Origin of the sequence: Streptomyces sp. NPDC050528 (assembly GCF_044457795.1) — a bacterium.
GTDB lineage: Bacteria > Actinomycetota > Actinomycetes > Streptomycetales > Streptomycetaceae > Streptomyces.
In genome coordinates this window covers 204,324-230,570 of the sequence record NZ_JBITHH010000009.1, presented here as the reverse complement: position 1 = coordinate 230,570, position 26,247 = coordinate 204,324, and the positions used below count along the sequence as shown (strand labels likewise).

28 protein-coding genes are annotated in these 26,247 nt (G+C 70.6%); 5 read left to right on the top strand and 23 right to left on the bottom strand.

Annotated features, from left to right (window positions below):
- Positions 1-10: 10 nt before the first annotated feature.
- The 13 genes from ACIBK4_RS30180 to ACIBK4_RS30120 form a co-directional block, all read right to left on the bottom strand.
- On the bottom strand, positions 11-1,156 hold the full coding sequence (locus ACIBK4_RS30180) for a homoserine O-acetyltransferase (protein WP_399000081.1): 1,146 nt from the start codon (positions 1,154-1,156) through the stop codon (positions 11-13).
- Positions 1,153-2,514 carry a bifunctional o-acetylhomoserine/o-acetylserine sulfhydrylase gene (locus tag ACIBK4_RS30175; RefSeq protein ID WP_398999584.1) on the bottom strand — a complete coding sequence of 454 codons (1,362 nt, stop codon included), beginning with the start codon at positions 2,512-2,514 and terminating at the stop codon, positions 1,153-1,155. Before ACIBK4_RS30175 ends, ACIBK4_RS30180 begins: the two co-directional genes overlap by 4 nt.
- A 313-nt stretch (positions 2,515-2,827) precedes the next feature.
- On the bottom strand, positions 2,828-3,385 hold the full coding sequence (ssuE, locus tag ACIBK4_RS30170) for an NADPH-dependent FMN reductase (RefSeq protein WP_398999582.1): 558 nt from the start codon (positions 3,383-3,385) through the stop codon (positions 2,828-2,830).
- A 55-nt stretch (positions 3,386-3,440) separates the two neighbouring features.
- Positions 3,441-4,196 (bottom strand): serine aminopeptidase domain-containing protein, encoded by a 756-nt coding sequence (locus tag ACIBK4_RS30165; protein WP_398999579.1) that lies wholly within the window; start codon positions 4,194-4,196, stop codon positions 3,441-3,443.
- Positions 4,193-5,230, bottom strand: coding sequence for an LLM class flavin-dependent oxidoreductase (locus tag ACIBK4_RS30160; RefSeq protein WP_398999577.1), 1,038 nt, complete (start codon positions 5,228-5,230; stop codon positions 4,193-4,195). Before ACIBK4_RS30160 ends, ACIBK4_RS30165 begins: the two co-directional genes overlap by 4 nt.
- A gap of 15 nt (positions 5,231-5,245) precedes the next feature.
- A complete protein-coding gene (locus ACIBK4_RS30155; protein ID WP_398999575.1) occupies positions 5,246-6,586 on the bottom strand; it encodes an LLM class flavin-dependent oxidoreductase in 1,341 nt (446 codons plus the stop codon).
- A 37-nt stretch (positions 6,587-6,623) separates the two neighbouring features.
- Complete coding sequence (locus ACIBK4_RS30150; protein ID WP_398999572.1) at positions 6,624-7,475, bottom strand: ABC transporter ATP-binding protein; 852 nt, start codon at positions 7,473-7,475, stop codon at positions 6,624-6,626.
- A complete protein-coding gene (locus tag ACIBK4_RS30145) occupies positions 7,472-8,386 on the bottom strand; it encodes an ABC transporter ATP-binding protein (RefSeq protein WP_398999570.1) in 915 nt (304 codons plus the stop codon). The genes ACIBK4_RS30150 and ACIBK4_RS30145 overlap by 4 nt, the downstream gene beginning before the upstream one ends.
- The gene (locus tag ACIBK4_RS30140) at positions 8,386-9,288 is read right to left on the bottom strand and encodes an ABC transporter permease (RefSeq protein ID WP_398999568.1); all 903 of its coding nucleotides are present in this window, start codon (positions 9,286-9,288) and stop codon (positions 8,386-8,388) included. The genes ACIBK4_RS30145 and ACIBK4_RS30140 overlap by 1 nt, the downstream gene beginning before the upstream one ends.
- Before the next feature lie 2 nt (positions 9,289-9,290).
- Positions 9,291-10,322 (bottom strand): ABC transporter permease, encoded by a 1,032-nt coding sequence (locus ACIBK4_RS30135; RefSeq protein WP_398999566.1) that lies wholly within the window; start codon positions 10,320-10,322, stop codon positions 9,291-9,293.
- 103 nt (positions 10,323-10,425) lie between these two features.
- A complete protein-coding gene (locus ACIBK4_RS30130; RefSeq protein WP_398999564.1) occupies positions 10,426-11,985 on the bottom strand; it encodes an ABC transporter substrate-binding protein in 1,560 nt (519 codons plus the stop codon).
- Positions 11,986-12,469: 484 nt separating this feature from the next.
- Positions 12,470-13,405: a DsbA family protein gene (locus ACIBK4_RS30125; protein WP_398999562.1), complete on the bottom strand. Its 936-nt coding sequence runs from the start codon at positions 13,403-13,405 to the stop codon at positions 12,470-12,472.
- The gene (locus ACIBK4_RS30120) at positions 13,402-13,863 is read right to left on the bottom strand and encodes an RrF2 family transcriptional regulator (protein WP_398999560.1); all 462 of its coding nucleotides are present in this window, start codon (positions 13,861-13,863) and stop codon (positions 13,402-13,404) included. Before ACIBK4_RS30120 ends, ACIBK4_RS30125 begins: the two co-directional genes overlap by 4 nt.
- A 151-nt stretch (positions 13,864-14,014) precedes the next feature.
- Between ACIBK4_RS30120 and ACIBK4_RS30115 the strand changes: the two genes are divergently transcribed.
- Complete coding sequence (locus ACIBK4_RS30115) at positions 14,015-14,521, top strand: cupin domain-containing protein (RefSeq protein WP_398999558.1); 507 nt, start codon at positions 14,015-14,017, stop codon at positions 14,519-14,521.
- Between the two features lie 227 nt (positions 14,522-14,748).
- Positions 14,749-14,901, top strand: a complete 153-nt coding sequence (locus ACIBK4_RS30110; RefSeq protein ID WP_398999555.1) for a hypothetical protein — start codon at positions 14,749-14,751, stop codon at positions 14,899-14,901.
- A 38-nt stretch (positions 14,902-14,939) separates the two neighbouring features.
- On the opposite strand, the gene ACIBK4_RS30105 is transcribed toward ACIBK4_RS30110, so the two are convergent.
- The 9 genes from ACIBK4_RS30105 to ACIBK4_RS30065 form a co-directional block, all read right to left on the bottom strand.
- Positions 14,940-15,722: a class I SAM-dependent methyltransferase gene (locus ACIBK4_RS30105; RefSeq protein WP_398999553.1), complete on the bottom strand. Its 783-nt coding sequence runs from the start codon at positions 15,720-15,722 to the stop codon at positions 14,940-14,942.
- Between the two features lies 1 nt (position 15,723).
- Entirely contained in the window at positions 15,724-16,665 is a 942-nt protein-coding gene (locus tag ACIBK4_RS30100; RefSeq protein WP_398999551.1) for a hypothetical protein, read from the bottom strand.
- Positions 16,658-16,999, bottom strand: a complete 342-nt coding sequence (locus ACIBK4_RS30095) for a hypothetical protein (protein WP_398999549.1) — start codon at positions 16,997-16,999, stop codon at positions 16,658-16,660. The genes ACIBK4_RS30100 and ACIBK4_RS30095 overlap by 8 nt, the downstream gene beginning before the upstream one ends.
- 30 nt (positions 17,000-17,029) lie before the next feature.
- The gene (locus ACIBK4_RS30090; protein ID WP_398999547.1) at positions 17,030-17,620 is read right to left on the bottom strand and encodes a DUF5825 family protein; all 591 of its coding nucleotides are present in this window, start codon (positions 17,618-17,620) and stop codon (positions 17,030-17,032) included.
- A complete protein-coding gene (locus ACIBK4_RS30085) occupies positions 17,602-19,539 on the bottom strand; it encodes a RiPP maturation radical SAM C-methyltransferase (RefSeq protein WP_398999545.1) in 1,938 nt (645 codons plus the stop codon). Before ACIBK4_RS30085 ends, ACIBK4_RS30090 begins: the two co-directional genes overlap by 19 nt.
- 434 nt (positions 19,540-19,973) lie before the next feature.
- Positions 19,974-20,129, bottom strand: coding sequence for a hypothetical protein (locus tag ACIBK4_RS30080; RefSeq protein WP_398999543.1), 156 nt, complete (start codon positions 20,127-20,129; stop codon positions 19,974-19,976).
- Positions 20,130-20,234: 105 nt separating this feature from the next.
- Positions 20,235-20,852, bottom strand: coding sequence for a hypothetical protein (locus ACIBK4_RS30075; RefSeq protein WP_398999541.1), 618 nt, complete (start codon positions 20,850-20,852; stop codon positions 20,235-20,237).
- The gene (locus ACIBK4_RS30070) at positions 20,839-21,339 is read right to left on the bottom strand and encodes a sigma-70 family RNA polymerase sigma factor (protein ID WP_398999539.1); all 501 of its coding nucleotides are present in this window, start codon (positions 21,337-21,339) and stop codon (positions 20,839-20,841) included. The genes ACIBK4_RS30075 and ACIBK4_RS30070 overlap by 14 nt, the downstream gene beginning before the upstream one ends.
- 42 nt (positions 21,340-21,381) lie before the next feature.
- Positions 21,382-21,792 (bottom strand): hypothetical protein, encoded by a 411-nt coding sequence (locus tag ACIBK4_RS30065; protein ID WP_398999537.1) that lies wholly within the window; start codon positions 21,790-21,792, stop codon positions 21,382-21,384.
- A gap of 283 nt (positions 21,793-22,075) precedes the next feature.
- Between ACIBK4_RS30065 and ACIBK4_RS30060 the strand changes: the two genes are divergently transcribed.
- Positions 22,076-24,427, top strand: coding sequence for an FUSC family protein (locus ACIBK4_RS30060; protein ID WP_398999535.1), 2,352 nt, complete (start codon positions 22,076-22,078; stop codon positions 24,425-24,427).
- Here ACIBK4_RS30060 and ACIBK4_RS30055 read toward each other — a convergent pair.
- A complete protein-coding gene (locus tag ACIBK4_RS30055; RefSeq protein ID WP_398999533.1) occupies positions 24,415-25,008 on the bottom strand; it encodes an NADPH-dependent FMN reductase in 594 nt (197 codons plus the stop codon). The two genes, ACIBK4_RS30060 and ACIBK4_RS30055, sit on opposite strands and share 13 nt — an antisense overlap.
- A 112-nt stretch (positions 25,009-25,120) precedes the next feature.
- Between ACIBK4_RS30055 and ACIBK4_RS30050 the strand changes: the two genes are divergently transcribed.
- Positions 25,121-25,957, top strand: coding sequence for a helix-turn-helix domain-containing protein (locus tag ACIBK4_RS30050; protein ID WP_398999531.1), 837 nt, complete (start codon positions 25,121-25,123; stop codon positions 25,955-25,957).
- A 129-nt stretch (positions 25,958-26,086) separates the two neighbouring features.
- A complete protein-coding gene (locus ACIBK4_RS30045) occupies positions 26,087-26,233 on the top strand; it encodes a hypothetical protein (protein WP_199810905.1) in 147 nt (48 codons plus the stop codon).
- Positions 26,234-26,247 lie beyond the last annotated feature (14 nt).

Genomic DNA, 26,247 nt, shown 5'->3' with positions numbered 1-26,247 from the left:
ACTCGGGCCGCTAGCCAACCAGTTCACGCACGAGCCCGGCCACCTGCTCCGTCTCGATCAGAAACCCGTCGTGCCCGTACGGCGACTCGATCACCCGGGGACGGTCCGCGGCCGGGATCCCCGCCGCCAACTCGGCCTGCTGGTACGGCGGATAGAGCCGGTCGGAGTCGACCCCGGCGACCAGGGTGCGGGCCGTCACCCGGCGCAGCGCGGCACGCGTGCCACCCCTTTCGCGGCCGACGTCGTGACTGTTCATGGCCTCGGAGAGGGTGACATAGCTGCCCGCGTCGAAACGGCGCACCAACTTGGCGGCGTGATGGTCGAGATACGACTCGACCTGGTACCGGCCGCCGTTCCACGGTTCCTCGGATCCCTGTGCCGCACGCCCGAAGCGGACCGCCAACTCCGGCTCGCTGCGGTAGGTGACATGAGCCAGTCGCCGGGCGAGCCCGAGTCCGGCGTGCGGACCCCGGCCGGTGTCGTGATAGTCGCCGCCGTACCAGTGCGGGTCCGAACGGACGGCGTGGAGCTGGACGTTGGCCCACGCGATCTGTTCGGCGCTCGCCGCGGCGGTCGTGGCGAGCAGCAGCAGCGCCCCCGTCCGCTCCGGATACATCACGGCCCACTCCAGCGCCCGCATCCCACCCATGGACCCACCGACCACCAACGCCCAACGCTCGACGCCGAGTTCATCCGCGAGACCGGCTTCTACGGCGACCTGGTCGCGCTGTGTCAGAAACGGGAAGCCCCCGCCCCACCGCCGCCCGCCCGGGCGGAGCGAGGAGGGCCCGGTGCTGCCCTGGCAGCCGCCGAGGACGTTCGGCGCGACGACGAACCACCGTTCCGTGTCGAGGACTTGGCCGGGGCCGACGAGCGCGTCCCACCAGCCGGCGGTGGGGTGCCCCGGCCCGGCGGGCCCGGCGACGTGGCTGTCGCCGGTGAGCGCGTGCAGCACCAGCACGGCGTTCGAGCGGTCGGGTGCGAGACGTCCCCAGGTCTCGAACGCCAGCCGTACGCCGGGCAGTTCACCGCCCGCTTCCAGCGCGAGGGGCTTCTCCCGGGTGTGCCACTGGCGGCGCCCGGGCGGGTCCCCCTCCCGCCAGGCCCCGGAAGCCGGCGGGAGGAGGACCGGTGACGGCGTCGGTACGGTGCTCAGGACGCGCCCTTGGCCGCGCGGAACCCGGCCTCCAGGTCGGCCTTCAGATCGGCGAGGTTCTCGATGCCGACCGACAGCCGCACCAGCCCCGGCGAGGTGCCGGTCGCCGCCAACTGGGCCTCGTCCAGCTGACTGTGGGTCGTCGACGCGGGGTGGATGATGAGGCTGCGTACGTCACCGATGTTGGCGAGATGACTGAAGAGTTCCACGGCGTCCACGAACCGCTTGCCGGCCTCGACGCCGTCCCGCAGTTCGAAGGCCAGCACCGCACCGGCACCGCGCGGAAGATAGCGCTGCCCCGCCTCGTACCAGCGGTTGGACTCGAGTCCCGGGTAGTGGACGGCGGCCACTTCGTCGCGCTGCTCCAACCACTCGGCCAGGGCCTGCGCGTTGGACGAGTGCCGCTCGATGCGCAGGCTCAGTGTCTCCACGCCCTGGAGGAGCAGGAACGCGGAGTGCGGCGAGATCGCCGGGCCCAGGTCGCGCAGCAACTGCACGCGCAGCTTGATGGCGAAGGCGCCCGGGCCGAGCGCCGGCCAGTAGCGCAGGCCGTGGTAACTCGGGTCCGGCTCGTTGAAGTCGGGGAAGCGGTCGGCGTGTGCGCCGAAGTCGAAGGTGCCGCCGTCGACCACGACACCGCCGATCGTGGTGCCGTGCCCGCCGAGGAACTTCGTCGCCGAGTGGACGACGATGTCGGCGCCGTGCTCAATCGGGCGCAGGAGGTAGGGAGTTGGCACGGTGTTGTCGACGATCAGCGGGACGCCCGCCTCGTGGGCGACGTCCGCCACGCCTCGCACGTCGAGGACGTTGCCGCGCGGGTTGCCGAGTGTCTCGGCGAACAGGGCCTTCGTGTTCGGCTGGATCGCGGCCCGCCACGCCTCGGCGTCGTCCGGGTCGTCGACGAACGACACCTCGATGCCGAACTTCGGCAGCGTGTGCCGGAAGAGGTTGTACGTCCCGCCGTAGAGCGACGTACTGGAGACGAGATGGTCGCCCGCGGACGCCAGCGTCAGGATGGCGAGGGTCTCGGCGGCCTGCCCGGAGGCGAGGGCGACCGCGGCGACTCCGCCTTCGAGGGCGGCGACGCGCTGCTCGAAGACGTCCTGGGTGGGGTTGTGGATCCGGGTGTAGATGTTGCCGGGCTCCGACAGCGAGAACAGGTCCGCCGCGTGCTGGGTGTCGCGGAAGACGAACGAGCTGGTCTGGTAGATCGGCGTCGCCCGCGCCCCGGTCGTCGGGTCCGGTGCGGCACCGGCGTGGATCTGCTTGGTCTCGAACGACCAGGCCGAGGTGTCGGGGCCTGCGGGCTCGTCCTCGGGGGTGTGACCCGCGGCGACGGAGTCGATGGGCTGGCTCATGGTTCTGGTTCTCCCTTGTGCGGAGCGTGCGGGGTGCGGGCGTGCGTGAGGAGACCGCGGGCCCGCCTTCCGGACCGGAGAAGGGCAGCACGGAAGACGGCGCGGCGCGGTGGTTGAGGAGAGGGATCGATTGCCGGAGCGGAGCGTCAGCTCTCGGCGGAACACCCCGTGCTGGTGACACGCACGTAGTCGACGTGGCGGCGGGTCACGAGCACGGTCATACCGTGAGAGAACCACAGCCGGTGCCGAAGAACCAGCGTGACGTGGGGAGTTGAAACACGACTGCCACAACCACGCCGGCCCCCGCTGCCGTTCACCCCGTCGACGCGAGCACCGCCGTACGGCCGCCCAGCGCACGCGAGAAGTGATCCGTGACCTGCTCCAGCGCCGTCGCGGTGGCGGACGCGACGGTCAGCGTGCCGTCCTCGCCGACCGTGATGTCCTTGTCGAGCGTGAACCAGCCCGGCACGATGTGCGAGGGCCCCATGGAGCTCAGCACCGGCCTCAACGCGTAGTCGATCGCCAGGACATGGGCCGTACTGCCACCCGTGGCCAGCGGCAGCACCGTCTTCCCGGTCAGCGCGTACTGCGGGAGCAGATCGAGGAGCGCCTTCAACAGGCCGGAGTACGAGGCCTTGTAGACCGGCGTACCGATCACCACCCCGTCCGCCTGCTCGAACAGCGCCGTGGCGGCGGCGATCGCCGGATGCCCGAAGTCGGCGCCCAGCAACGCCTGCGCGGGCAGCGTGCGCACCTCCAGCGGGGTCACGTCATGGCCCTGGAGACGCAGCCGGTCGTCCAGGTGACGCAGGAGGCGGGTCGTGCGGGAGGTGGGGGAGGGGCTGCCGGAGACGGACAGGATGGAGGCCATGACGGGACCTTTCGAGGTCGGGTTCAGACGGAGTACCGGGTGGGCGTCGGCGTGCTCACCAGGCGCTCGACCGCACCGTGATCAGCGGCCGCAATTCGTTGCGCACGTTCTCCAGGAAGGTGACGACCTCGGCGGCCACCGAACGGTGCTGAAGGTCGTTGAGGACGTCGTGGTGAGCGCCGTGCACGACCGAAAGCCGGGCGCTGGGACGGGACTTGGCGGTGTGCGCGAGCGCCTCGTGATCGGCGAGCGGATCGGCGTCACCGACGAGAAGCAGAGTCGGTACGGCGGCCTCGCTGGCGTAGGCGGCGGCGAGCACGGCCTCCGGTACGGCGTCGTCGAGCGAGCCGCGCCGCACCTCGGGGTCCTGGGTGAGGGCGCCCCGGTGGGCGGGGCACGAGGTGCGGACGTCGAGTTCCTCGTCCCAGGTGCCGGCGGTGGCAGCGGTGCCGGGGGCCCGGCCGGGAAGGCCCGCGAGGACCACGGCGTCGGGCTGACCGTCGGATTCCGTGCCGAGCAGCGCGGCTACGGCGGCGGCGCCCGCGTCGGCACCGACGAGGACGAGGGGCCGTACGACACCGTCGTCCACGGCAGTGTCCTCGGCGGCTTCGGAGAGGCGGGCGGCGAGGGCGGTCAGGTCCTCGGTGGCGAGGTCCGGGGCGTCGATCACGCGGACCCGGTAGGCGTCGGCGGCGAGCCGTTTGCCGAAGCGGGCGTAGGTCGACCGGGTCTCGCCACGGCCGGGAACGACGAGGACCGTGCCCCGGACGCGCAGGCCCTCGGGGCCGAAATAGTCGCTGTACTGGGTCATTTCACTCCTGCGGATACGGGCGCCGTCGCGGACGCGGGCTTCCAGCCCAGCGCGGGTGCCACCTCGGTCGCGATGAGTTCGAGGGCACGGACGGCGGCGTCGTGGTCGGGGACGGCGGGGTTGAACTGGGTGATCAGGTCGGTCGCGACGGGCAGTACCTTCTCCTGCCCGAGCGCCGCGACGATCTCCTCGGGATGGCCGTAGAAGGAGTGGAAGCGGCGCAACGCCTCTTCCTGGTCAAGGCCCTTGGGGAACGCGCCGTGCTCCGCCATGCGCAGCGCCGCCCGGTGGACGTCGTCACCGATCGCCGCGAGCGCCGTCCGCCGGTCCTTGGCCGGGAACACGAACCGGGACAGGCCGATGCGGGGGCGGCGCGGCACCTCCCAGGCGGCCAAGTAGGCGTCGGCCCACGGGCGTTGGACCTCGTCGGTGGGAGCGTCGAAGCCGTAGGCCGCCCGGTTGAGCAGCAGATTCGAACCGCGCCGCGCTGCGTACGCGGCACCCTGTTCGCTGAACACCCCCTGCCAGACACGGTCGTTGAAGTCGCCGGGCCGGGGCTGGATGCGGAAGCCGGGCGTGCCGACCTCGCTGTGGTCGAGCGCCTGGCGGACGATGTCGAGGTTCTCGCTGGTGAGTTCGCGCTTGCGGGCGACGTCCTTGCCGAACGCGGCGTACTCCACCGCGCTGGATCCGCTGCCCACGCCGAACTCCACGCGGCCCCCGCTGAGTGTGTCGACGGTGGCGATGTCCTCGGCGAGCCGGACCGGATCCTCCAGCGGAAGGACGGTGATGGCGGTGCCGAGCCGGATGCGGGTCGTGCGGGCTGCCGCGTGGGCCAGGAAGGTCCACGGCGAGGACAGGCCGCCGCCCCCGAGGGGGACGTGGTGCTGCGCGACCCAGCCGACGTCGAAGCCCAACTCGTCGGCCACGACGAAGAGTTCCTGGGCGTTGCGGTAGGTGCGGGCGATGTCGTCGTCGCGGCCCTGGACGTGGGTGAGGAAACCGAGCCGGAAGCGTGGTCTCTCGCTCGTCATGGCGTGCCGGCCTTTTCAGTCGTTCACGAGCTGGCGCTCGCGGGAGTGGCGGTTGGCCGGGATCGGGAGGCCGAGGTTGCCGCGCAGGGTGTCGGACGTGTACTCGGTGCGGAACAGGCCGCGCTTCTGCAGGAGCGGGACGACGCTGTCGACGAAGTAGTTCAGCTCCTCCTCGGTGCGGAAGGCGAGGTTGAAGCCGTCCAGGGCGCGTGCGTCGAACCACTGCTGGACGGTGTCGGCCACGGTCCGCGGGTCCCCGACGAACGGCGACTGGCGGAACTGGTTGACGGACTCGACCACTTGACGCAGCGTCAGGCCCTCGTCCTTGGCCCGCGCGATGAGCTGCGTGGCACCTGTGCGCCCGCCCTTCTCGGCGAGGTGGGCGACGTCCGGGAACGGCGCGTCCAGGTCGTGCACGCTGAAGTCGTACGCCCCGAAGGAACGGCCCAGCAGCGCCAGGTTGCGGCCGAAGTCGTCGTCCTCCTCGAAGATCTCCCGTTCGCGACGGCGGGCCGCTTCGTCGGTGGCGGCGACGACCGGGCCGCCGTGGATGAGGATCTTGACGTGCTCGGGGTCGCGTCCGTAGGCGGCGGCGCGCTTCTTGACGTCGGCGTAGTAGTCGCGCGCCGACTCCAGAGTGCCCCCGGGCGCGAAGATGCCCTCGGCGACCTGCGCCGCGAGATCTCGGCCCTCCTCGGACACGCCGGCCTGGAAGATCACCGGCTGGCCCTGCGGGGAGCGGGAGAGGTTCAGCGGGCCCGCGATCTTGAAGTGCTCGCCCGCGTGGTCGAGTTCGTGCAGCTTGGCCGGGTCGAGGAACACGCCCCGCTCGACGTCGGCCGGGAACGCGTCGTCCTCGTATGAGTCCCACAGCCCCCGTGCGACCTGCACGAACTCCAGGGCACGGCCGTAACGGGTGGCGTAGTCGAGGTGCTCGTCGAGCCCGAAGTTCCGCGCCGTGCCGGTGTCGAAGCTCGTCACCACGTTCCAGCCGGCCCGCCCGCCGCTGATGTGGTCGAGCGAGGCGAAGCGGCGCGCGAGGTTGAAGGGCGAGTTGTACGTCGAACTCGCTGTGCCCACCAGGCCGAGGTGCTTGGTGTGGGTCGCCACGGCCGACAACAGGGTCAGTGGTTCCAGGCGGTTGAGGTAGTGCGCCGGGTAGGTGGAGTTGATGAACTGGCTGTCGACGATGAACAGGGCGTCGAACAGGGCGTGTTCGGCCGCTTGGGCCAGCCGGATGTAGTAGTTGATGTCGATGCTGGCGTTCTTCGCGACGCGCGGGTCCTTCCACAGACCGTGCTGGCCGGGGCCGCCCACGCCGTAGGGGTGCAGGGCGAGGTGGAGCGTGCGGGACATGGCTGTTCCTTTGCGGTGAGGGGGAGTTGAGGGTGTGTCAGGCGTGCAGGAGGGCGCGCTGGGCCTCGCGTTCGGTCCGGTCGGCCGCCGCGCTGTGCAGGGTGGGCGCGGAGCGGACGAGCAGGCGCGTGTAGGGGTGCTGGGGCTGGTTGATGACGTCGGCGGTGGCGCCGACCTCGACCAACTCGCCCTGGTACAGCACCCCGATGCGGTCGGCGACCCCGGCGACGGAGCCGAGGTCGTGCGAGATGAAGACAAGGGCCACTCCGTCGGCGCGGAGTTCCTTGAGGATCTGGAGGATCTGCACACGGTTGGCGGAGTCGAGCGCGCTGACCGGCTCGTCCAGGATGACGAGACGCGGTTCGGTCACCAACGCCCTTGCCACCGCGACGCGTTGACGCTGACCGCCGGACAACTCGCCCGGCAGCCGGTCGAGCAGGTCGGGGGAGAGCCGTACCCGATCGAGGAACGCGTGCACCCGCTCCGCCGCCTCCTGCCGTGACACGCCCTGGATGAGGAGGGGTTCGGCGAGCGACGCCTCGACCGTCACATCCGGGTCGAGACTGCGCAGCGGGTCCTGGAAGACGTACTGGATGACTCCGCGCCGCCGCAGCGCGCGCCACTGCCGATGGCCGTAACCGCCGACTTCCTCGCCGTCGATCACGATCGACCCGCCCGAGGCGCGCACGAGACCGAGCGCAGCCCGCGCGAGCGTCGACTTGCCCGAACCGGTCTCGCCGATGATGCCGACGGTCTCGCCCGGGGCGATGCTGAGGGAGACCCGGTTCAGGACCTGACGGCGGCGCCGGCGGAGGCCGTAGTGGACCTCCAAGTCGGTGATGTCCAGGACGGGTCGGGCGGCCTGCGACGCCGGGCTGTCGATGCTCACGCGTCCTCCTCCACGGCGTCTGCGGGCTCGGCGGCGAGGAACTTGTCCAGGCCGTACTGCTCGTGCTCGGCGATCAGCAGCCGGGTGTATTCGTGTTGCGGGTTGTGCAACACCTCGTGGGTCGGGCCCTGTTCGACCACCTCGCCCTGCCGCATGACGAGCACCTCGTCGCAGAGTTGGGCGACGACGGCCAGGTCGTGGGAGACCAGGACGAGCGCGAGGCCGGTGCGCTCGCGCAGGTCGGCCAGCAGGTCGAGGATCTCTGCCTGGACGGTGACGTCGAGCGCGGTCGTGGCCTCGTCGGCGATGAGGATGCGCGGGTCGGCGGCGATCGCGGCCGCGATGAGGACGCGTTGGAGCATGCCGCCGGAGAGCTCGTAGGTGTACTGGATGTAGACCAGCTCCGGGTCGCGCAGGTGGACCGTGTGGAGGAGCTCGATCGCTCCCTGGCGTGCCTCGCGCCGCTTCAGGCCCTTCTTGACCCGGAGCACCTCGGCGATCTGTGCGCCGACGCGGATCGAGGGGTTGAGATACGACGCCGGGTCCTGGAAGACCGCGCTGATCGTGGCGCCGCGCAGGGCCGTCCACTGGGCCGACGAGAGGCCGGAGATGTCCTGGCCGTCGATCTCGATCGAGCCGCCGGTCACCTCGAAGTGGGAGGGCAGGATGCCCAGCGTGGCCCGGCAGGTGAGGGTCTTGCCGCTGCCGGACTCGCCGACGATGCCGACGGTCCTGCCGGGGGTCAGCGTGAAGGTGACGCCGTGGACGATCTCCTGGCCGGCGGCCCGGTCGCCGATGCGGACGTCGCGCACGGACAGGACGGGTGTCGACGGCGCCGCCGACGGGCGGACAGGTTCCGGCGCACCCGGGGCAGCGGGTTGGGCCAGGACCTTCGTGGAGAGACTGGCCATCACGCACCTCCGGCGTGAACGTGAGCGGCGTCGGTGTCGATGGTGCCGGCGAGCCGATTGGCGCGCGCCTTGCGGTTGTTGACGAGGGCGCGGCCCGCCTCGCCGGAGACGTCGCGGATCGCGTCGGCGAGGAGGTTGCAGGCCCAGACGGTGACCATGATCAGCAGAGCCGGGACCACCGGCGCCCACGGCTTCTGCGTGAGGTAGCCGAGGTCCGAGGCGAGCAGCCCGCCCCAGGTGGGCGCGGGCGGCTGGACGCCGATCCCCAGAAAGGTCAGCGTCGAGACGATGACGAAGCCGACGCCGATGGTCTGGGCGAGCGCGACCGCGATCGGCGGCAGCACCTTGACCCAGACGTGCCGGCGTACGACCCACCCGATCGATGCCCCGGAGATCAACGCGGCCTCCACGTACGGCGATCGGGCCACCGCCAGCGTGGCGGCACGGGCCACCCGGTAGAACAACGGGGACACCAGCACGCCCGTGACCAGCATCGCCTGCGTGATCCCGTTGCCGAGCAGCGCGACCACGGCGACGGCGAAGAGGAGAAACGGCAGAGCGACCAGTGTGTCGGTGAGCCGGAGGGTGACCCACTCGAAGACCCGGCCGAAGTAGACCGACAGGATGCCGGGGATCGCCCCGACTCCCAGTGCGGTGAGGGCGACTTCGAGCGAGCCGAGCACGCTGACCCGGGAGCCGTCGAGCAGTCGACTCAGGACATCGCGGCCGAGGTAGTCGGTGCCGAGCCAGTGCGCGCCCGACGCGTCGGCGAGGGTGTCGGTGCTGGTGGCCAGCGGGTTGTCGGGTGCGATGAACGGCCCGAGGACGGCGAGCAGGGCGATCACGGTCAGGATCACCAGGGCGATCCGGCCGGACGTCAGGGAGAGCACGCGGCGCACCATGGTCACACCCCCCGCTGGGACGCCGGCGTCACACGCGCCAGCACCAGGTTGACGATCAGGTTGAAGACGACGACCAGGACGATCGACACCACGAGCACGCCCTGCACGGCCGGTACGTCACCGGCCTGCGCGGAGTCGTTCGCGAACCGGCCGAACCCTTGGAGCCCGAAGATCCACTCGGTGACGACGGAGGCGCCGACGAGGGTGGGGAACTTCAGGCCGAGGGTCGCGAGCGCCGGGCCGAGGCCGTTGCGCAGGACATGGCCGAGGAAGATCCGTCGTGGACTGAGGCCCCGTACGACCGCGCCCGTCACGTAGTTCTCGCGGTAGGCCGCGATGAGGCTCGTGCGCAGTTGCCGGGCGACATCGGCGACGACGTCGAAGCTCAACGCGACGGCGGGCAGGGTGATATGGGCGAGCCACGGCCTGACCCCCTGCGCCGCCGGCACGTAACCGGCCGACGGGAACACATGCAGTCCCACCGCGAAGACGGCTACGAGCACGATGCCGACGACGAAGGCCGGCATCACCGAGATCACCGTGACGAAGCCCGTGATCACGCGGTCGACCCAGGTCGTACGGCGCAGCGCGGCGAGCGTGCCGAGACCGAAGCCCGCGACCACGCCGATGATCAGCGCGAAGAACGCGACCGACAGGCTCACGCCCAGGCCGAGGCCGATGAGGGTGGAGATGTCGGCGCCGTTGGTCCAACTGGTGCCGAGCTGCCCGTGCAGGACCCCGCCCAGCCAGTCCGCGTACTGGACGAGGAACGGCCGGTTGAGACCCCACTGTGCCTCGACTCGGGCTACCGCTTCGGGAGTTGCTTCCTCGCCCAGCTGGATCCGCGCCGGGCTGAGACCGCTCAGCGAGCGCAGCGCGAACGTCACGAACGTCGCGACCAGGAACACGGGCACGAAGATCGCGATCGACCGGGCGAGGGTGACCAGGACACGGCCCACGGTGTGCCGCGTCCCGGTCGTGGCGATCCGGTGACGGACGTCGGGTGGTGTGGCCGGTGCCTCCGTCGTCGTCATGGCTTGCCCCCCTCTCTGTAGTGACCTGGAGTTACCTGTAGTGAGCTGTTGGGATGTGCGACGGCTTGTAGTGGCCTTTTGCGGCAATGGAGTTGACGGAGCGTCAGTTCGCACCGATGGTCACGCCGGTCCAGTCGATGTGGGCCGGGTTCTTGGGCAGGGCGGAGATGGACTTGCTCTTGGCGATGAGGTTGGGCGAGGAGTACGTGAAGACCAGGGCCTTGCTCTGGAGGCCGGCCCGGGTCGCCGCCTGGAGGACCTTCGCGTAGTCGGGCGAGTCCAGCGGGGTCTGCCGCACCTTGGCGATGGCCGCCTCGAAGCCCGAAGGCTCGTACGGCGAGCTGAGGTTGAGCGGACCGTTCGGACCGAAGTGCGCGGTCAGGGTCTGCGCGGCGGAGTCACGCCCCGTCGTCCCGTAGAGGGAGAGCGTGAGGTCCTTGGCGAAGAACGGGGTCGCCCAGTTCTTGTCGACCTTGATGTCGACCGTGATGCCGACCTTCGCCAACTGCGCCTGGACGACCTCCGCTTGGGGATCCTCGGCCGGGATGACGAGGTCGAGCTTGATCTGGCCCGCCTTGTAACCGGCCTCGGAGAGCAGCTGCTTCGACTTCGCCGGGTCGTAGGCGTAGTCGTTCGCGGACTGCGAGTCGTAGGCCACATAGCCCTTGGGGAACGGCTGGTTGGTCGCCGAGCCGTAGCCGAAGGTCAGCTTGTCCACGAACTCCTGGCGGTTGATCGCGTAGCGGACCGCGTCGACGACCTTGGCGTTGTTGAACGGCGCCTTGTTCACGTTGAGGCTGATGTTGTTGGCGTTGAAGCCGGGCTGGACGAAGACGTCGAGTCCGGCCTTCTTCGCGGCCTCGGCCTGACTGGGCGCGATGTCGGCGAAGTTGTAGACGCCGGTCTGGAGTCCGGAGACGACCGTGGCCGCGTCGGGGGCCGAGGTCAGCTCCACGTTGTCGATGTGGATGTCCTTGGCGTCCCAGTAGTCCGGGTTCTTCTTCAGCAGGACCTTGGTGCCCGGCACGAGCTGAGTGACGGTGAACGGGCCCGCGCCGACCGGGTTCTGGTCCAGCTTGGTGGGTGACGCGGCCGCCTTCGGGCTGGCGATCTGGAGGACGCGCTCGCCGAGGAGTTGGGGGATCTGGTAGTCGACCTGGCTGAGGTGGAGCACCGCGTCCAGTCCGTCGGCGTCCACCGACTTGATGGAGGTGAGGTCGCCGAAGAGCGCCGAGTTCTTCTGCTTCTGGGCGCGCAGGATGGCGGCCTTCACCGCGGTCGCGTCGACCGGCGTACCGTCGCTGAACTTCAGGTTCGGGCGCAGATGGAACGTGATCTGATCGCCCTTCGCGTTGTACTCCCAGCTCTTGGCCAGGTCGGGCACGGCCTTGCCGGTCGCGTCCGTACGGGTCAACGAGGCGTAGACCAGGGCGAGTTCGCGGAACTGGGCGCCACTGCCGCTGACGACCGGGTCCCAGTGGGTGGGGAAGTAGGAGGAGGCCCACTTCAGCGTGGCGCCGCCGCCCGCCGTCGAGGCGTCGCCGCCGCAGGCGCCGAGGGCGGGGACGAGCACGGTGGCGAGGGCGGTACCCAGGGCGGCGGCGCGCAGCCGGCCGGGCCGGAAGGCCGCCTGGTGTCTGCGGGGCGTGAGTCGTCCGGACATCGTGAGTTCTTTCTTCGAGGGCTCCCGGCCGCGCCGGGGCAGCGGAAAGGGAGCGAGGGCGGCACACCCGGAGTCCGGACACCACGGAGACCGGGGCGGCGGACATGCCGGTGCGGCTTCGATGCGCACGGGGGCATGCCGCGCCCGGGGCAGGAGGCGTCGGCGGATCGCGGGGGAGGGCCCGGGACACGGAGGGAGGCAGAGGAGGCGACGAACGCGAGGGGGCGCGAAGAGACGGCGCTGGGCGGCGAGTCGGCGGAATGCCGGTGGCTACGGGAGCGGGGTCAGGCGCCTGTGGGCCGGGGGCGGCGGGTCAGCGACAGAGAGCGCTGCAGGTGCGCCGCAGGTCCACGTAGCGGCACACCACACCGGGGTGCGTCGTGAGCATGCTGCACATCCTGGGGGCAGCTGTCCGGGACTGTCAATGGACACCAATTGGTGTCTCATTGGGCGGGACGGTCTCTGACCCCTGATCAGAGCCCTGTCAGGGGCGGGAGGGAGAGGCGGGCGCCACGGCGGGATGTGTCGCGGCCTCCTCCGGGTGCAGCCACAGCGGCCCGTTGCCCGTGTCGACCCGGACGGCCCCGGCCGGAGGCCACGCGCCGCCGTCGGTCAACGCCGTGCGCTCGGGTTCGGTCAGGGTCCGGTACCGCGCGAGCGCGTCCGCCGGGTCAAGCGCCGCGGGCGCGGGGAGCGGTCCGGGGCCGAGTTCGGCGACGGCGGAGACGTACGCCTCGTACGGCCGCCAGCCGGGCACGGCGCGATGGCCGGTGGCGGTGCGCAGGAGCAACGTCGGGAGCGCGTACCGGAGTTGACCGTCCGGGGTCTCCTTGGCCGCACCGGGATGGGGCGATCCGTCGGCATGCACCGACAGCACGTCCTCGACGGGCCTGCGGGCCTCGGCACGGTCGGCCCGCACGCCTTCCAGTACGCCGGCCGACGCCGCGTCGGTCGCGAGCCGGTCGACATCGAGACCGGGCACGCCCGACACCGCGGCCAGCGCCGACTCGGGAGTGTCCGCGGGCTCGCCGAGCACGAACACGCTCTCCCGCAGCCGCCGTAGGACGCGGTCGGCGATCTGCGCACCCTGTGCTTCGGCGGCCTTGGCGACCAGTGAGGCCGGCCAGGAACTGGCGGCGACGCGGCTCAGCCGGAGCGCTCGCGGGGCGTGGGTGTGGGCGCTGATGTCCTCGACGTAGCGGGCGTACCAGGCGGTTTCGGCGTCCGGGTCGGGCGCGGGGTCGTCGTCGTGGTCGAAGAGGATGCAGTAGGCGCGGCGCCAGCGGACGCGGGTGTCGCCGGTCAGTGCCGCGCGGAGGCGGCGGAACACGGGTTCGGACCCCCAGGCCCAGGGACAGAGGGGGTCGGTGAACTCGACGATTTCCAGGGCTGGTTGGGCCGCGCGGGTGTCGATGGTCATGCGGCTCCCTGGCGGGAGAGGCGCTCGCCCGGGGCGTGTTCGTGTTCGTCTTCGTGCGTCGCGGCGGGCAGCAGCGTGGCCAGGGTCGTGCCGCCCAGGACGGCGGCGGCCTCGGCCTCGATGCGGCGCCATACTCCGGGCAGGCCGGAGGCGGGGCCGGGGTAGTCGAGCCCGGCCAACGGTTCGCTGCGGAGGGTGATCAACTCGCCGTCCACGGCGCGGGCGACGTCCAGGAGCGTGATCTCGTCGGCGGGCCGGCCGAGCCAGTACCCGCCCTCGCAGCCGCGCTGGCTGCGGACGAGACCGGCTCTGCGCAACTCGCCCACCACGGACTTCAGGAACCGGAACGGGATCTGCTGCGAGGAGGCGATCGCCTCGCACGTGAGCGGACGGGCAGGTTCGCAGGCGAGCTCCAACAGGGCCCGCGTGGCGTAGTCCGCCTTCGCGGAAATATGCATGCGCACATGATGCCCGACGCGGCCCCGGCGCGAGGGCTTACGGCGGTTCCCCGCACAGCTTCCCCTCGTACATTGCGGGAACATTGCCGCAGGTGAAGGACAATGGACACCTCTTGACATCCTTTTCGGGGCGGCTCTAGCGTCGCCATCCATGAGCGAGCCGTTGACAACCCCCGGCGAAGGTTTCCACCCCCATCTCCACGACGCCGCAGGGCAGTCGGCGACCTCCCTGCGCACCCGTCTGCACCACATCCGCGCCGACGCCCTCGACGGTGACACCGCACAGAGCGGTGGCATGCGCAGGTTCGCCGCGGTGAGCGGCAGGACGGTCGGCTCCGAGAAACTGTGGATGGGTCAGACCCACGTGGCCCCCTCGACCGCGTCCTCCGACCACCATCACGGCGAGTCCGAGACCGCGATCTACGTGGTGAGCGGGCACCCCGAGTTCGTCTTCCTCGACGACACGGGCACACAGCCGGAAGAGATCCGCCTGCGCACATCCCCGGGGGACTACATCTTCGTCCCGCCGTTCGTGCCGCACCGCGAGGAGAATCCGGACCCGGCGGACGAGGCCGTGGTGGTGATCGCGCGGAGCACGCAGGAGGCGATCGTGGTGAACCTTCCCTGGCTGTATGTGCTGGGGGAGCGGGAGGCCTGAGGTGGCTGTGGCTGTGGGGAGTTGAGGGCGAGGGGGACCTTCGAGTCCCAGGGCCGACCGGACCGCACACGGCAATTGCACGCCGACTGACTTGACCGCATGACATCCCTCGGCCACCCGCGACTCTCCGGGCTCGCGCGCAACCCGGCCGCTCCCCAGGACGTACTCGTCCGCCTGGCCGCGCGCCCGGCAGGTCGGCACGGTCTAGGGACCGGATCTTTCCCGAGATGCGCCGCAGGATCGCCCGGCATCCCGATCCGGCGATCCGTGACGGGCACGTGGACTTCGTCCGTCGCATGGTGGACCGCGAGGTGGGGTTCCACATCGGCCATGAGTCGACGGGGATCCACATCCTCGCCCGCAAGCCCACCGCGACTTGAGCGCGGTGGAGGTTGACGGCGTGAAGTGTTCAGCGACGTCACGCGGGGGCTGTCGCCCCCACGACCAGGCACATGTAGTCCATGCGGATCTCCCCGCCCTCCTCCGCGTCGAGGCAGGAGGCGATCTCGTGCAGGAGGCGTTGCCGTACTGCCGGGGGGAGTGACAGGTGGCGGCTGTCGGTGGCCAGTAGGTCGCACAACTCTCGGGTGGCGAGCCAGGATTGCCAGGGCACGGCGGTTCTTGTCACGTGCTGGAAGCCGTGGGATCGGAGTTCCTCGGCATATGTGTCCAGGTCGGCCTCCGACAGGGACGTGCGGCCACCCGGGCCGGGTGGCAGGCCGTCGGGCAGGACAGAGGCGTAGACACGGTTGAAGCGGGCGCCGTTGCGCAGGGTGTAGGAGCCGAAGTTCCAGGCGAGGAGGATCCGGCCGCCCGGGCGCAGACACCGGGCCGCCTTGGCCGACCGCTCTCCGTCGGGCAGCCAGTGCCAGGCCTGGCCGCATGCCACCAGGTCGAACCGCCTGTCGCGGGCGTCCCACGTCTCGAAGGAGCCGACCTCGACGGCCAATCCGTTGGCCGAGGCGACGGCCGCCATCCGTGCGTCCGGTTCGAGACCGGTGACCGTGTGGCCGAGTGCCGCCAGGGTGACCCCGAGCTTGCCGGTGCCGCAGCCGATGTCGAGCGCGGTGCCGGGCGGGTCGCCGCCCAGGGCGGCCAGGGTCTCGGTGACGGCTTCGGCGGGGTAGCCGGGACGCAGCCGGTCGTAGTCGTGTGCGCGGGCGCCGAAACTGGTGGGCGCCCAGACCGCCCGTTCCGTCATGTCAGCCTCCGATCAGGGTCACGAATGTGTGCTGCGGGAGGAAGAGCACATAGGTGCCCACCGAGGCGAGGCCGAAGGGCACCAGGCGTTTGGGCAGGATCGTGGTGAAGGAGAGGTGCGTGAGCAGACCGAGAAGGGCCCCCGCCGGCCAGGTGGCGGGGAAGATCAGCAGGAGGGGGAGGGCGGCCTCCACGGCGATCGTCGCCAGTGAGGGCGGGCGCCAGCGGCGGGCGACGAGCGCCGGGTCGGCGGTGGCGAGGCGGCGGGTCAGCCAGTCGGGAAAGAAGTAGTCCCGCGGTCCGCCGGGTAAGTCGTCGCGTACGGCGACCAGTTGCTCGAACACCCTCTGCAGGGTGTACCCGCTGGTGAACTGGCGGGAGGTGGCCTTGTGCCAGGCACTGCTCCAGTACAGATGGAACACGAGCACGACAGCGGCGACCTGCGGCCAGGACGGTCGCCCCGCCCCGGGCACCCGCGCGGGGTCGAAGAACGCGCCCGGCGACGGAGCGTCCAGCAGCGACTGCAGGCTCAGATAGGCGTCGGCCCCCCTGGTGAAGACGAACGGCAGGCACATCGCCCCCAGGAACAGCGTGTTGAACTTGCGGTCCCACGTGAACTCGAAGACGCACCAGGCGAACACCACCGCCGAGGCCAACGGCGTGAGCACCCCCGCCAGCACACACAGCACCGCGAGGGCACGGGCGGCGTAGAAGACCCTGAAGGCCGTGGGGCTCAGCAGCAGCTTGACGGACATCTCGTCGTGCTCGTAGCGCCAGCGCAGCAGGGACTTGGGGCCGAGGTCGAAGAACCGTGCCATGCCGAAGACGTGGTCGGCGGTGATCTTGCAGAGCAGGGCCGTTCCCAGCACCAGGCGGAAGAAGCACAGGGAGGGGCCGGCTGTCGTTCCGTGCACCGGGAACGTGCTGGGCAGCAGGTCATGCACGGAGGACCCTGCCGTTTCTGACCACGATCCTGATGTGGTCGAAGGGCGCCAGAATGACGCCCTCTCCCACGACGCGCCTGCCGTGCTCCTCGTTGAGGTACGTCACCAGCGAGCCGAGCTGGTCCGGGGAGTTGAAGTAGTCCTGGCGCAACTCGTACTCCCACGGGCAGACCGGCCGCCCGTCGCGTACGTCGTGCAGCCGGACACGGTAGGCACCGATGCGGGCGAACATCGGCCAGGAGCCGAATGCGCCCGGCTCGGCGCGGAATCCCCGCCACACCAGCCAGCAGAGCGCCCCGCAGACGAGGATCGCGACGGCGATGTCGTTGACCACGCGTGCTCCTTCGGTACGCGACGGGACGGGTCAGAGGACCATGGACGGCACGGGCCACCGATCGATCCGGTACGGCGCCCACCAGACGCGGCCGCCGAAGTCCAGGACGAGGTGCTCGGCGCGCAGCGTGTCCAGGACCTCGGGATCGACCTCGTCCGCCCGTTGGTCCTCCAGCAGGGTCACGGCCCGCACATACTCGGGCCGGATCAGGTCGAACCGTTGCAGCACCCCGTCCCGCCGGTCGCGGATCTGCACGAATCCGGGGCCGCGACGCCACACGCAGCGGCCGACGTAGAACCGGGTCTTCCACTCGGCGAGGCGCTCGGCCGAGCGGCCGCCGTCGAGCGAGACCGGGGGCTGGAGGTGTGTCAGATGGTGTGCCGTCAGGGCGGGCTCGGCGCGGCGGCCGGCCCGCAGGTGCCAGCGCACCAGCAGCCCCTGTCCGGTGGCGTTCCGGACGAAGTCGAGAGCGCGCAGATCGCGCGGGGTGGCGGAGCGCAGCGACACGGGTTCCTCGAGGGCGACGCACCGGACGCCGCGACGGTACAGGTCCCGCACGTGCTCACCGGCGAGCGAGCCGTCCGGGACGCCGGCCGGCGAGGTCAGGAGATCGTGATGCATGCGGGCTCCTCGGCCAGCTCCAGGGCCAGTTCCGGCCCGCCGGACTTCTGCGACTCACGCCGGATGCGGCACATCAACTGGTTCTCGTCCTCGGTCGCGACATGGAGGGCACGATCGTCCTCGACGAAGATCAGCCCCTGGCGCCGCCATTCGGCGAGCAGGGCCTCCACGCGGGGCTGGTCCCAGGCGTCGCTTTGCCGGCTCGCGCGCCGTACCAGCTGATCGATGGACCTGGGGTCGTGCAGGGCATGGAACAACTCCACCTCGACCGGGTCGTCCAGCGTCATGGACCGCCAGGCGAAACCCGGCCGTGAGTTGACGAGTGCGATGCGGTCACCGAGGTCGACGTAGGACAGGCGGCTGTGGACGTAGTTCTTGCTCCATTCCTGGAGGGCTTCCAGCAGGCGGTCGGCGACCTTGCTCTCGATGCCCAGCTCATCGGTCTCGAACACGTAGGCGAGGTCGGCGAGTTCGGTCTGCGGCAGGTCGTAGGTGATCTGGTACTGCCAGTGCGGGCGCCGGTCGGCGAAACCCAGTTCCGGGCGGTCGAAGTAGGGACTGAAGCGCTCCAGCGCGATGCGGCTGGCTCCGGTGTAGGGGTGAAGGTGATGCAGGGCCGGAAACTGTTCGATGACCGGCAGGTAGTCGGCCTGTGTTTCACCTGGAAACCCGTACAGGTAATTCCACGCCACCGAAAGACCATTGCTCTCGGCGTCCCGGAGGAAACGTACGTTGAGGGTTCCGCTCACGCCCTTGTCCATGATCTTCAGTACGCGGGTGCTGAAGTTCTCGATGCCCGGCTGGACGCTGACCACGCCCGCCGCCCGCAACTGGGCGATCTGCGACAGCTTCATGTTCGACTTGACCTCGTACTGGATCCGCAGATCGAAAGGAGCATCGGCGATCTTGGCCAGGACGGAGTCGAGATAGGACATCTCCAGAATGTTGTCGACCGCGTAGAAGTCCAGCACGCGGTGACGCTCCGCGAGCGTGAGGATCTCCTCCAGATAGGCGTGCGGACTCTTGCTGCGGAACGTCATGGCCGACCCGTTGAGCCCGCAGAAGGTGCAGTGGTGCTTCTCGCCCCACCAGCAGCCGCGCGCGCCCTCGACCACGAGCACGGGCTCGTACCAGGACTGCACGCGGGAGCGCCGCATCCGGTCGAAGTAGGCGTCGTAGTCGGGCGACGGGATCTCGCCCGGCGCCAGCAGGCTGTCGGACAGCGGATTGCTCACACTCGCGTCGCCGTCGCGCCGGCAGAGGCCGGGAATGCGGGTGATGTCCGCCTGGTGGTCGGCGCCGTCGGTGAGTTCGGCCGCGACGAGCTGCGTGAACGCCCGCTCCGCCTCGCCGCGTACGACGAAGTCGACGAAGGCGAAGTTGCGGTGCAGCGCCTCGCCCTGCGGGCCGTCGCAGTTGGCACCGCCCATGACCGTCCTCGTGCCCGGGGACAACTCCTTGATACGACGCAGCAGGGCGAGGGAGGCCACGTTCTGCTGGAACGTCGAGGTCGCGCCCACGAGATCGGGTCCGCCGGCGACGATCCGCCGCGCGAGCGCGTCGACGAAATCGGGGATCGCCCGGTGAATCCGCAGGCAGGTCTCCAATTGCTCGGCGCTGATCTTTTCCGTCATCTTGCGGGTGAATTCCTCAACCCGCCACGAGGTGTCGCCGTAGAGAGCGGAGGAGAACACCCAGTCGCCGCATCCCATGAAATAGCTCTGCAGGGAGAAGAAGCTGAAGTCGGCGGCGGTGTATCCACCTTGGTTGTACATCCAGTCCGCGAACTCGATGTTGGCGTACACGGTCTCCGTCTCGATCTCCGGAAACGTGTCCGCGATCTTCTTCGAAAGGATCCCGAGCGCGAGTGAGGGAGTCGATATCGAGGCCCACGGCATGCTGACCAGCGTGATCTTCATATGCCCTCCGGGGCAAGGCATGATCGGTGACCGCTTCCGGTGCGGCCGGAACTCCCTGCCGCACCGGAAGCGACTGGAGACGTGCGGGATTCAGGCGGAGATCGTCACCACCTGAGAATCGGGATCGATATCACGACCATGGCGGATTCGGGATCCTCGGTCTGCGGGTCGTTGTCGACGACAGTCTTCTCCACGGCGTTCCTCCCCTCAGCCGTTCGATGGGACCGGCACGCGAAGGGTGTGCAGCCGCGCCGGCGAGCCGTAACTCACCGGACAGCGTGTGCTGCTCGCAGGGGCCGGTCGAGCGCTGTTCCGCTCAGCGGACCGGCGGATACGTTCGGCGAACGGGCTCGGAACCCGAACGGCAGCACCGTCGCGCCGGCCTCGTGCTCGACCGCGTCGACGCCGAGCTGCCGGGTGACGAGGCCGATTCCCTACGGTTCGGTGGTGTTCTCGGCGACTGTGGCCAACTCGCGGTGCGCCACCGTTGCCCTTGCTTCCGACGGCGCCTCGTCCGACACCGAGAGCGGCGGAATCGGCGCGGAGGGCACGCGGTTGTGCGCGGCCGCCTGTTGGGGCCACACCGACACCGTGCGCGGCCACCTGCAACGGGCCTACGTAGCAACGCCGTCCGGCATTACGAGGCCCAACGGCCGCCCGATCTCGACCGACTTGGCGATAGGCTCCGGCGTGCCTCAGTTGGGGCTGCGGACGACGATCGACACGTACTGGGTGAGTTGGTGGGACGGGGCGGCGGTCCGGCAACGGGCCCACAGGGTCGGCCTGTTGATCGCCGGGCTGGTCGGGATCGTCACCGTGGCCTCGAAGGATCCGGTGGCGAGCGCGTCGGCCGAGGCCAGTTGATGTGTCCCGGCAGCCGTGGCCGTCGTCTGCGCTTGCCCCGGTGATGTCTTCTGTTCCTCCATCGAGAGGCTCAGCTTCGCACCGCGGTCCCAACGGATCCCGAAGGACACCGACGCCCCGGAGGCGCAGCCCGCGCCGGTCAGGGTGATCGTGCCGCCGGGCACGGTCTCGGTCGGGGTGGCGATCAGGGACTTGGGGGAGGCCGCGGGCTGGGGCGCCGTCGGACCGGGAGTGCTGGTTCCGGAGCGGTCGAAGGACGACACCAGAGGGAAGACGGCCACGACCGCGGCCGCCACGGCGGTGACCGTCGCGACCTCGCGGAACGTACGGCGGCGGCGGGCGCGGCGCCGTAGGTGCGAGAGAGGGGGCTGTCGCGCGGCCCGGGTGCCCTCCTCGACGAGATGGCGAAGAGCGTGCTCGGATTCGGATGCGCGTTCAGCGTCGGCCATGGTGGGACAGAGCTCCTTCCGGATCGGCGGCGAGATGACGGGCCAGGTTCGCGCGGGCCCGGGCGAGTCTGCCGCGCACGGTGCTCACCGGCAGGCCCAGTTGGTCGGCGACCTGCTCGATCGGCAGATCCAGTACGTCGTGAAGCAGCAGTACGGGGCGTTGGTTCACCGGGACCCGGAGCAGCAGTTCGGCGACTTCGGCGGTCTGCGGCGTGAGGTGGGGCTGCGGGCGCTGGGCACCGAGGCGCAACAGGGCCGCGGCGCGCCGGCGCAATCGCCGGATCTCACTCACCGCGAGGTTGATCGCGACCCGGCGTACCCACAGCTCCGGCACGTCGTAGGCCTGGATCCGGGGCCAGCGGTCCAGGGCCCGGATGAACGCCTCCTGCACGACGTCCTCGGCCTGTTCGAGGCTGCCGGTGACCGAGAACAGCTGACCGACCAGTCGCGCGTACGACGACTCGTAGAACTCCTCGAAGTCCGTCACGCCGGTCTGCTGTCCTCGGGCACCGCCGCTTTCGCGATTCACTCAGTTCGCGCCCACCGGTGCGGCCTCCACACGCTTCTGACGGGGAGTCAGCGACAGCCAGGCGAGTTGCGCGGCGGTGGCCTTGCCCTTCGCCTTCAACCGCCCGACCAACTTGTCGGCCTCGGCGACCTGGGCGGCGGTCGGGTTGCCGGTCGTGACCTTGATCTCCCTCTGTATGTTCAGGAGGAGCCGATTCTCCTCCGACATCGCGGACTTGCTCCCGGCACTGGACGACGCCTTCGCCTTTTCGGCGGACTCCTTGGCCGTCGTCTGCGACTGATGCGTGGTCTGCGGCTTGGCCTGTGCCGTGGTTCCGTGGCCGGGCGAGGCGAGTGCCGTCGTGGCGAGCACGGCGCACAGTCCTGCGGCGGCGATGCCTACAGCGCCGTAAGCCAACTTCCTTTGTTGCATGGCTGGTTGGTCCTCACTTCTGTCTCGGAGGGAAGGCCGGACGGCCTGGCCGCACCTGCGGAGCGAGCCCGACCGCCGTCCCACCACCCCCACGCCCCGGACCTCCGCCCAGCGCACACCTCACGGGTCTTCGTCATCGAACCGTGACCGATGTGCTGCGGCCCGAGATCCGGCGACCGGTCCCGTCCGGGTGCGAGAGCGCAGTGTGCGGGCACCGCGGATGGCGGATACTCGTGATCGGCGGGGCATGTGGATGCTGTGCCGACAGGAGGTGCGCAGGCGTATGGAGAAACCGTGGCGCGCCCTGGCCGGGCGGATCCCCACCTGGTTGCGCGACCATGATCCGGGGCTCGCGGCGACACGCCGGGCCGCGCGCACCGCGCTGGTGATGCCCGCGCTGTTCGCCCTGTGCAGTCAGGTGCTGAAGTCCTCGACGATGGCGACCTACGCGGCGTTCGGTTCGTTCTCCATGCTCCTGCTGGTGGAGTTCACCGGGCCGATGGTGCAGCGCCTGCGGGCTCACGTGGGTCTGGCGGTGGCCTGGGCGGTGCTCATCTGCCTCGGCACGCTGGCGGCCCGGGCGACCTGGCTCGCGGTCACCGCCATGGTCGTGGTCGGCTTCCTGGTGCTGTTCTCCGGTGTGGTCAGCTCCGTCCTCGCGGGCGCGACGACCGCGCTGCTGCTGGCCTTCATCCTCCCGGTGACCTCGCCGGTCCCGCTCTCACAGCTGCCCGACCGCCTTGCCGGCGCGGGCCTCGCGGCGGCGGCCGCCATGCTCGCGATCTCCTTGCTGTGGCCCCGGCCCGCCGCGGACCCGCTCAGTGCCCCCGCCGCCCGGGTCTGCCGCGCGGCCGCCGCGCAGCTGCGGACCGACGCGTCCTGGCTGGCCGGCGGGCCGGACGCACCGACCACCCGGCAGTGCGAGACCGCCGCCGGTCAGGCCGCCATCGCCGCGGCGGACCTGCGCACCGCCTTCGACGCCACCCCTTACCGGCCCACCGGCCTGTCCTCCGGCTCCCGCGCCCTGGTCCGCCTGGTCGACGAACTCACCTGGCTGAGCGCCATTGTGGCCGACAGCGGCCCCCCGTCCGGGGCCGACGGCACCTGCGACGCGGACGCGCACGCCGTACGGCGTGCGGCGGCCACGGCCCTGGACGAGGCGGCCGACATCCTCGACGCCCCGCGCAATACACCCGACGCCCTCCGCGAGGCCCTGGCCAATCTGCGCAAGGCCATGGACGGCATGGAGCGCGGCGCCACGCACCGACTGCCCGTGCACCGGCCGAAGCCGGGCACGGAGCCGGAAGTCCGCGCCTTCATCGAAACCCTCGACCTGTCCTTCCGCGCCCAGGAGCTGGGGTTCGCCACCCTCCAGATCGCCGGCAACGTGGACCTGGCCGCGGCCGCCGAGCGCCGCAGCTGGCCCGAGCGCCTGCTGGGCACGGAACCCGGCGCACTGACACAGCCGCTGGCGTCCGCCGTCGAGCGCGCCGCCGCGCACCTGGAGCCGCGCTCGGTCTGGCTGCACAACAGTCTCCGGGGCGCGCTCGGCCTCGGCATCGCCGTGGCCCTGGCGAACGCGACGGGTGTCCAGCACTCGTTCTGGATCCTGCTGGGAACCCTCTCGGTGCTGCGGTCCAACGCGCTCAACACCGGGCAGAACGCGCTCCGGGCCCTGGGCGGCACGCTGGTGGGTTCGCTCATCGGGACCGGGCTGCTCCAGCTCATCGGGCACCACAGCACCGTGCTCTGGTTCCTGCTCCCCGTCGCCGTGCTCATCGCGGGTATCGCCCCCGCCGCCATCTCGTTCGCGGCCGGCCAGGCGGCCTTCACCGTCACCCTCGTCATCCTGTTCAACATCGGCCAGAACCCCGACTGGCACATCGTGCTGCTGCGGATCGAGGACATCGCCCTCGGCTGCGGGGTGAGCGTCCTCGTGGGCCTGTTCTTCTGGCCGCGTGGCGCCGCGGCCGCCGTCGACCGGGCGCTGTCGGCGGCGTACACCGAAAGCGCGCGCTACCTGGCCGACACGGTGGAGTACGCGGCGAGCCGTTGCAGTATCGGCTGCATTCCGACCGACGCCCCGGTGGAGGCGGGCCGGCAGGCGGCCGCCGCGGCCCGCCGGCTCGACGACGCCTTCCGCAGCTACCTCGCCGAACGCGGCGCCAAGCCGGTGCGCCTGTCCGACATGACCACCCTGGTCACCGGGGTCGTAGGACTGCGCCTCGCCTCGGACGCGGTACTGGAACTGTGGCAGCGCAACGGCGGTGAGGAGCGGATGGAACCCGATCGCTCCGAGGCCCGGCTCACGCTGCTCGACACGGTCGGCCGGGTGGCCGACTGGTACCGGGACCTGGCCGCGGGACTCGGCCGGCGCACCGCCGTGCCCGCTCCGTTGTCCCGCGACCCCGACGAGGAGGCACGCCTGGTCCACTCACTGCGCCGTGACCTGCGCGGCGACGACGGACACGCCACGGCGACGGCGGTCCGCATCATCTGGACCGCCGATCACCTCAACGTGGCCCGCCGCCTGCAGCCCAGCCTGGCGGCCGCGGCGAAGGCGAGTGATCCGGCACGTGAGGTGGCGAGTGATCAGGCGAGTGATGTGAGGTCCGATCCACCTCACCCCGGATAGGGAGCGGCCTCGCGTGCCGACCGGAGTGCGACCGCCCACCAGGCCAGCTGGTCGAGCACCGTCCGGGCGTAGCCGGCGGACCCGGGATCGAGCGGACGGCCGTCCTGCCACGAGGTGAAGTAGTTCGGGAAGGCGAGCCCGTCGCGAACCGTCACCGCGTGCAGTTCGGTCAGCACGTTCTCCAGATGCAGCACCGCGTGCCGCCCGCCCGCGGCACCGCCGTAGCTGACGAAGGCGACCGGCTTGGCCGCCCACTGTGTGAAGTGCCAGTCGATGGCCGCCTTCAGGGACGCGGGATAGCTGTGGTTGTACTCCGGCGTCACTACGACGAACGCGTCGGCGTTGGTCAGCGCCGACGTCAGCGCCGCCATCCCGGCCGGACGCGGGTAGTCGTCACCGGCGTGCTTCGGCGAGGCGGCGGGCAGCGCCAACGGGACGTCGACGTCCGCCAGATCGACGACTTCCACCTCGAACACACCGTGCAGAGCGGCCTGTTGGGCCACCCATGAGGCCACGACCGGGCCGAACCGTCCTTCCCGCACACTTCCGACGATGATCACCAGCTGAGGTCTGTTCTCCATGCCCACCACGATCGGACGGCGCCGCGCTCCCAGCCAGACCGGGCTCAGGCTGGCCCCCGCAGGGCCACTCTGAGCACCCCGCGACGAGCCGGCAGCGCCGTAAACTCGTGCCATGGGTTCGCCGTTGGGGGATTTCATCCGGGCCAAGAGGGACAGCATCCAGCCGGAGTCGCTGGGACTTCCCGAACGTGGCCGCCGCCGGTCACCGGGTCTACGGCGTTCGGATCTGGCCGCGCGGGCCGGCATCAGCGTCGAGTACCTGACCCGCATCGAACAGGGCCGTGACCGCAATCCCTCGGCGCCGGTGGTGCACGCGCTCGCCGAGGCGCTCGGCCTCGACCCGTCGGAGCGCGACCATCTCCGCTACCTCACGAAGATCACCGGCGGCGCTTGCTCCGCCCACCTCCACCCCGGGCCGCCGCCCCGCGAGGTCCGTCCGTCCATCCTGCGGACGCTCAGTCTCCTCGAACCGGGAATCGCCCTCGTCACCAACCGACTTGGGGATGTCCTCGCCCACACCAGCGGTTACGAGTCGTTGGTCCGCGGGACCGGACTGCTGGACAACGACACACCGAACCTGACGCGTTACGTGTTCACCGACCCCCGCGCCCGGACGTTCTTCACGGACTGGGACGACGTCGCGGACGAGCAGGCCTTCGACCTGTGGCTCGGACCGACCGCGGGGAACTCCGAGTGGTTCACCACGGAACTCGCGTCCGTCGCCGGCCCCGACTTCACGCGCCGCCTGAACCGGCATGTGGTTCCGCGCCGGGGGACCCTCCGCCTCGACCACCCGTCCGGCTGCGCACTCCACTTGCTCCGCGAGACGCTCGAACTCCCGGTGGACGCGCAGCAGTTGGTCGTCCTGTTGCCGGCGGACGACAGCACGTCCCAGGCCCTCGACGAACTCCGACGCCGCTCGCACGGTCGGCTCCGGGCCATCTCCTGACCCGCCCGGACCCTGGTGAACGGCCGCGTGGCGTGGCTTCGTTGCAGGTGACATGGCTGATCCGACCCGGCCGGGGTAGCCGTGACAGTGAACGGTCCGATGCTCGTCGGACCGGAGGAGAGGAGCGTCATGTCGGGCGTAGTGGAGCGCATCAAGCAGTTCGCCAAGAGCCCCCAGGGGCGACGCGCGGCGGACCAAGTACGCCGGGCCGCCGCCGACCCGCGCCGCCGTGCCCAGGCCCAGCGCCTGCTGGCCAAACTCCGCGGTCGCCGCTGAGCACCCCCGCCCCA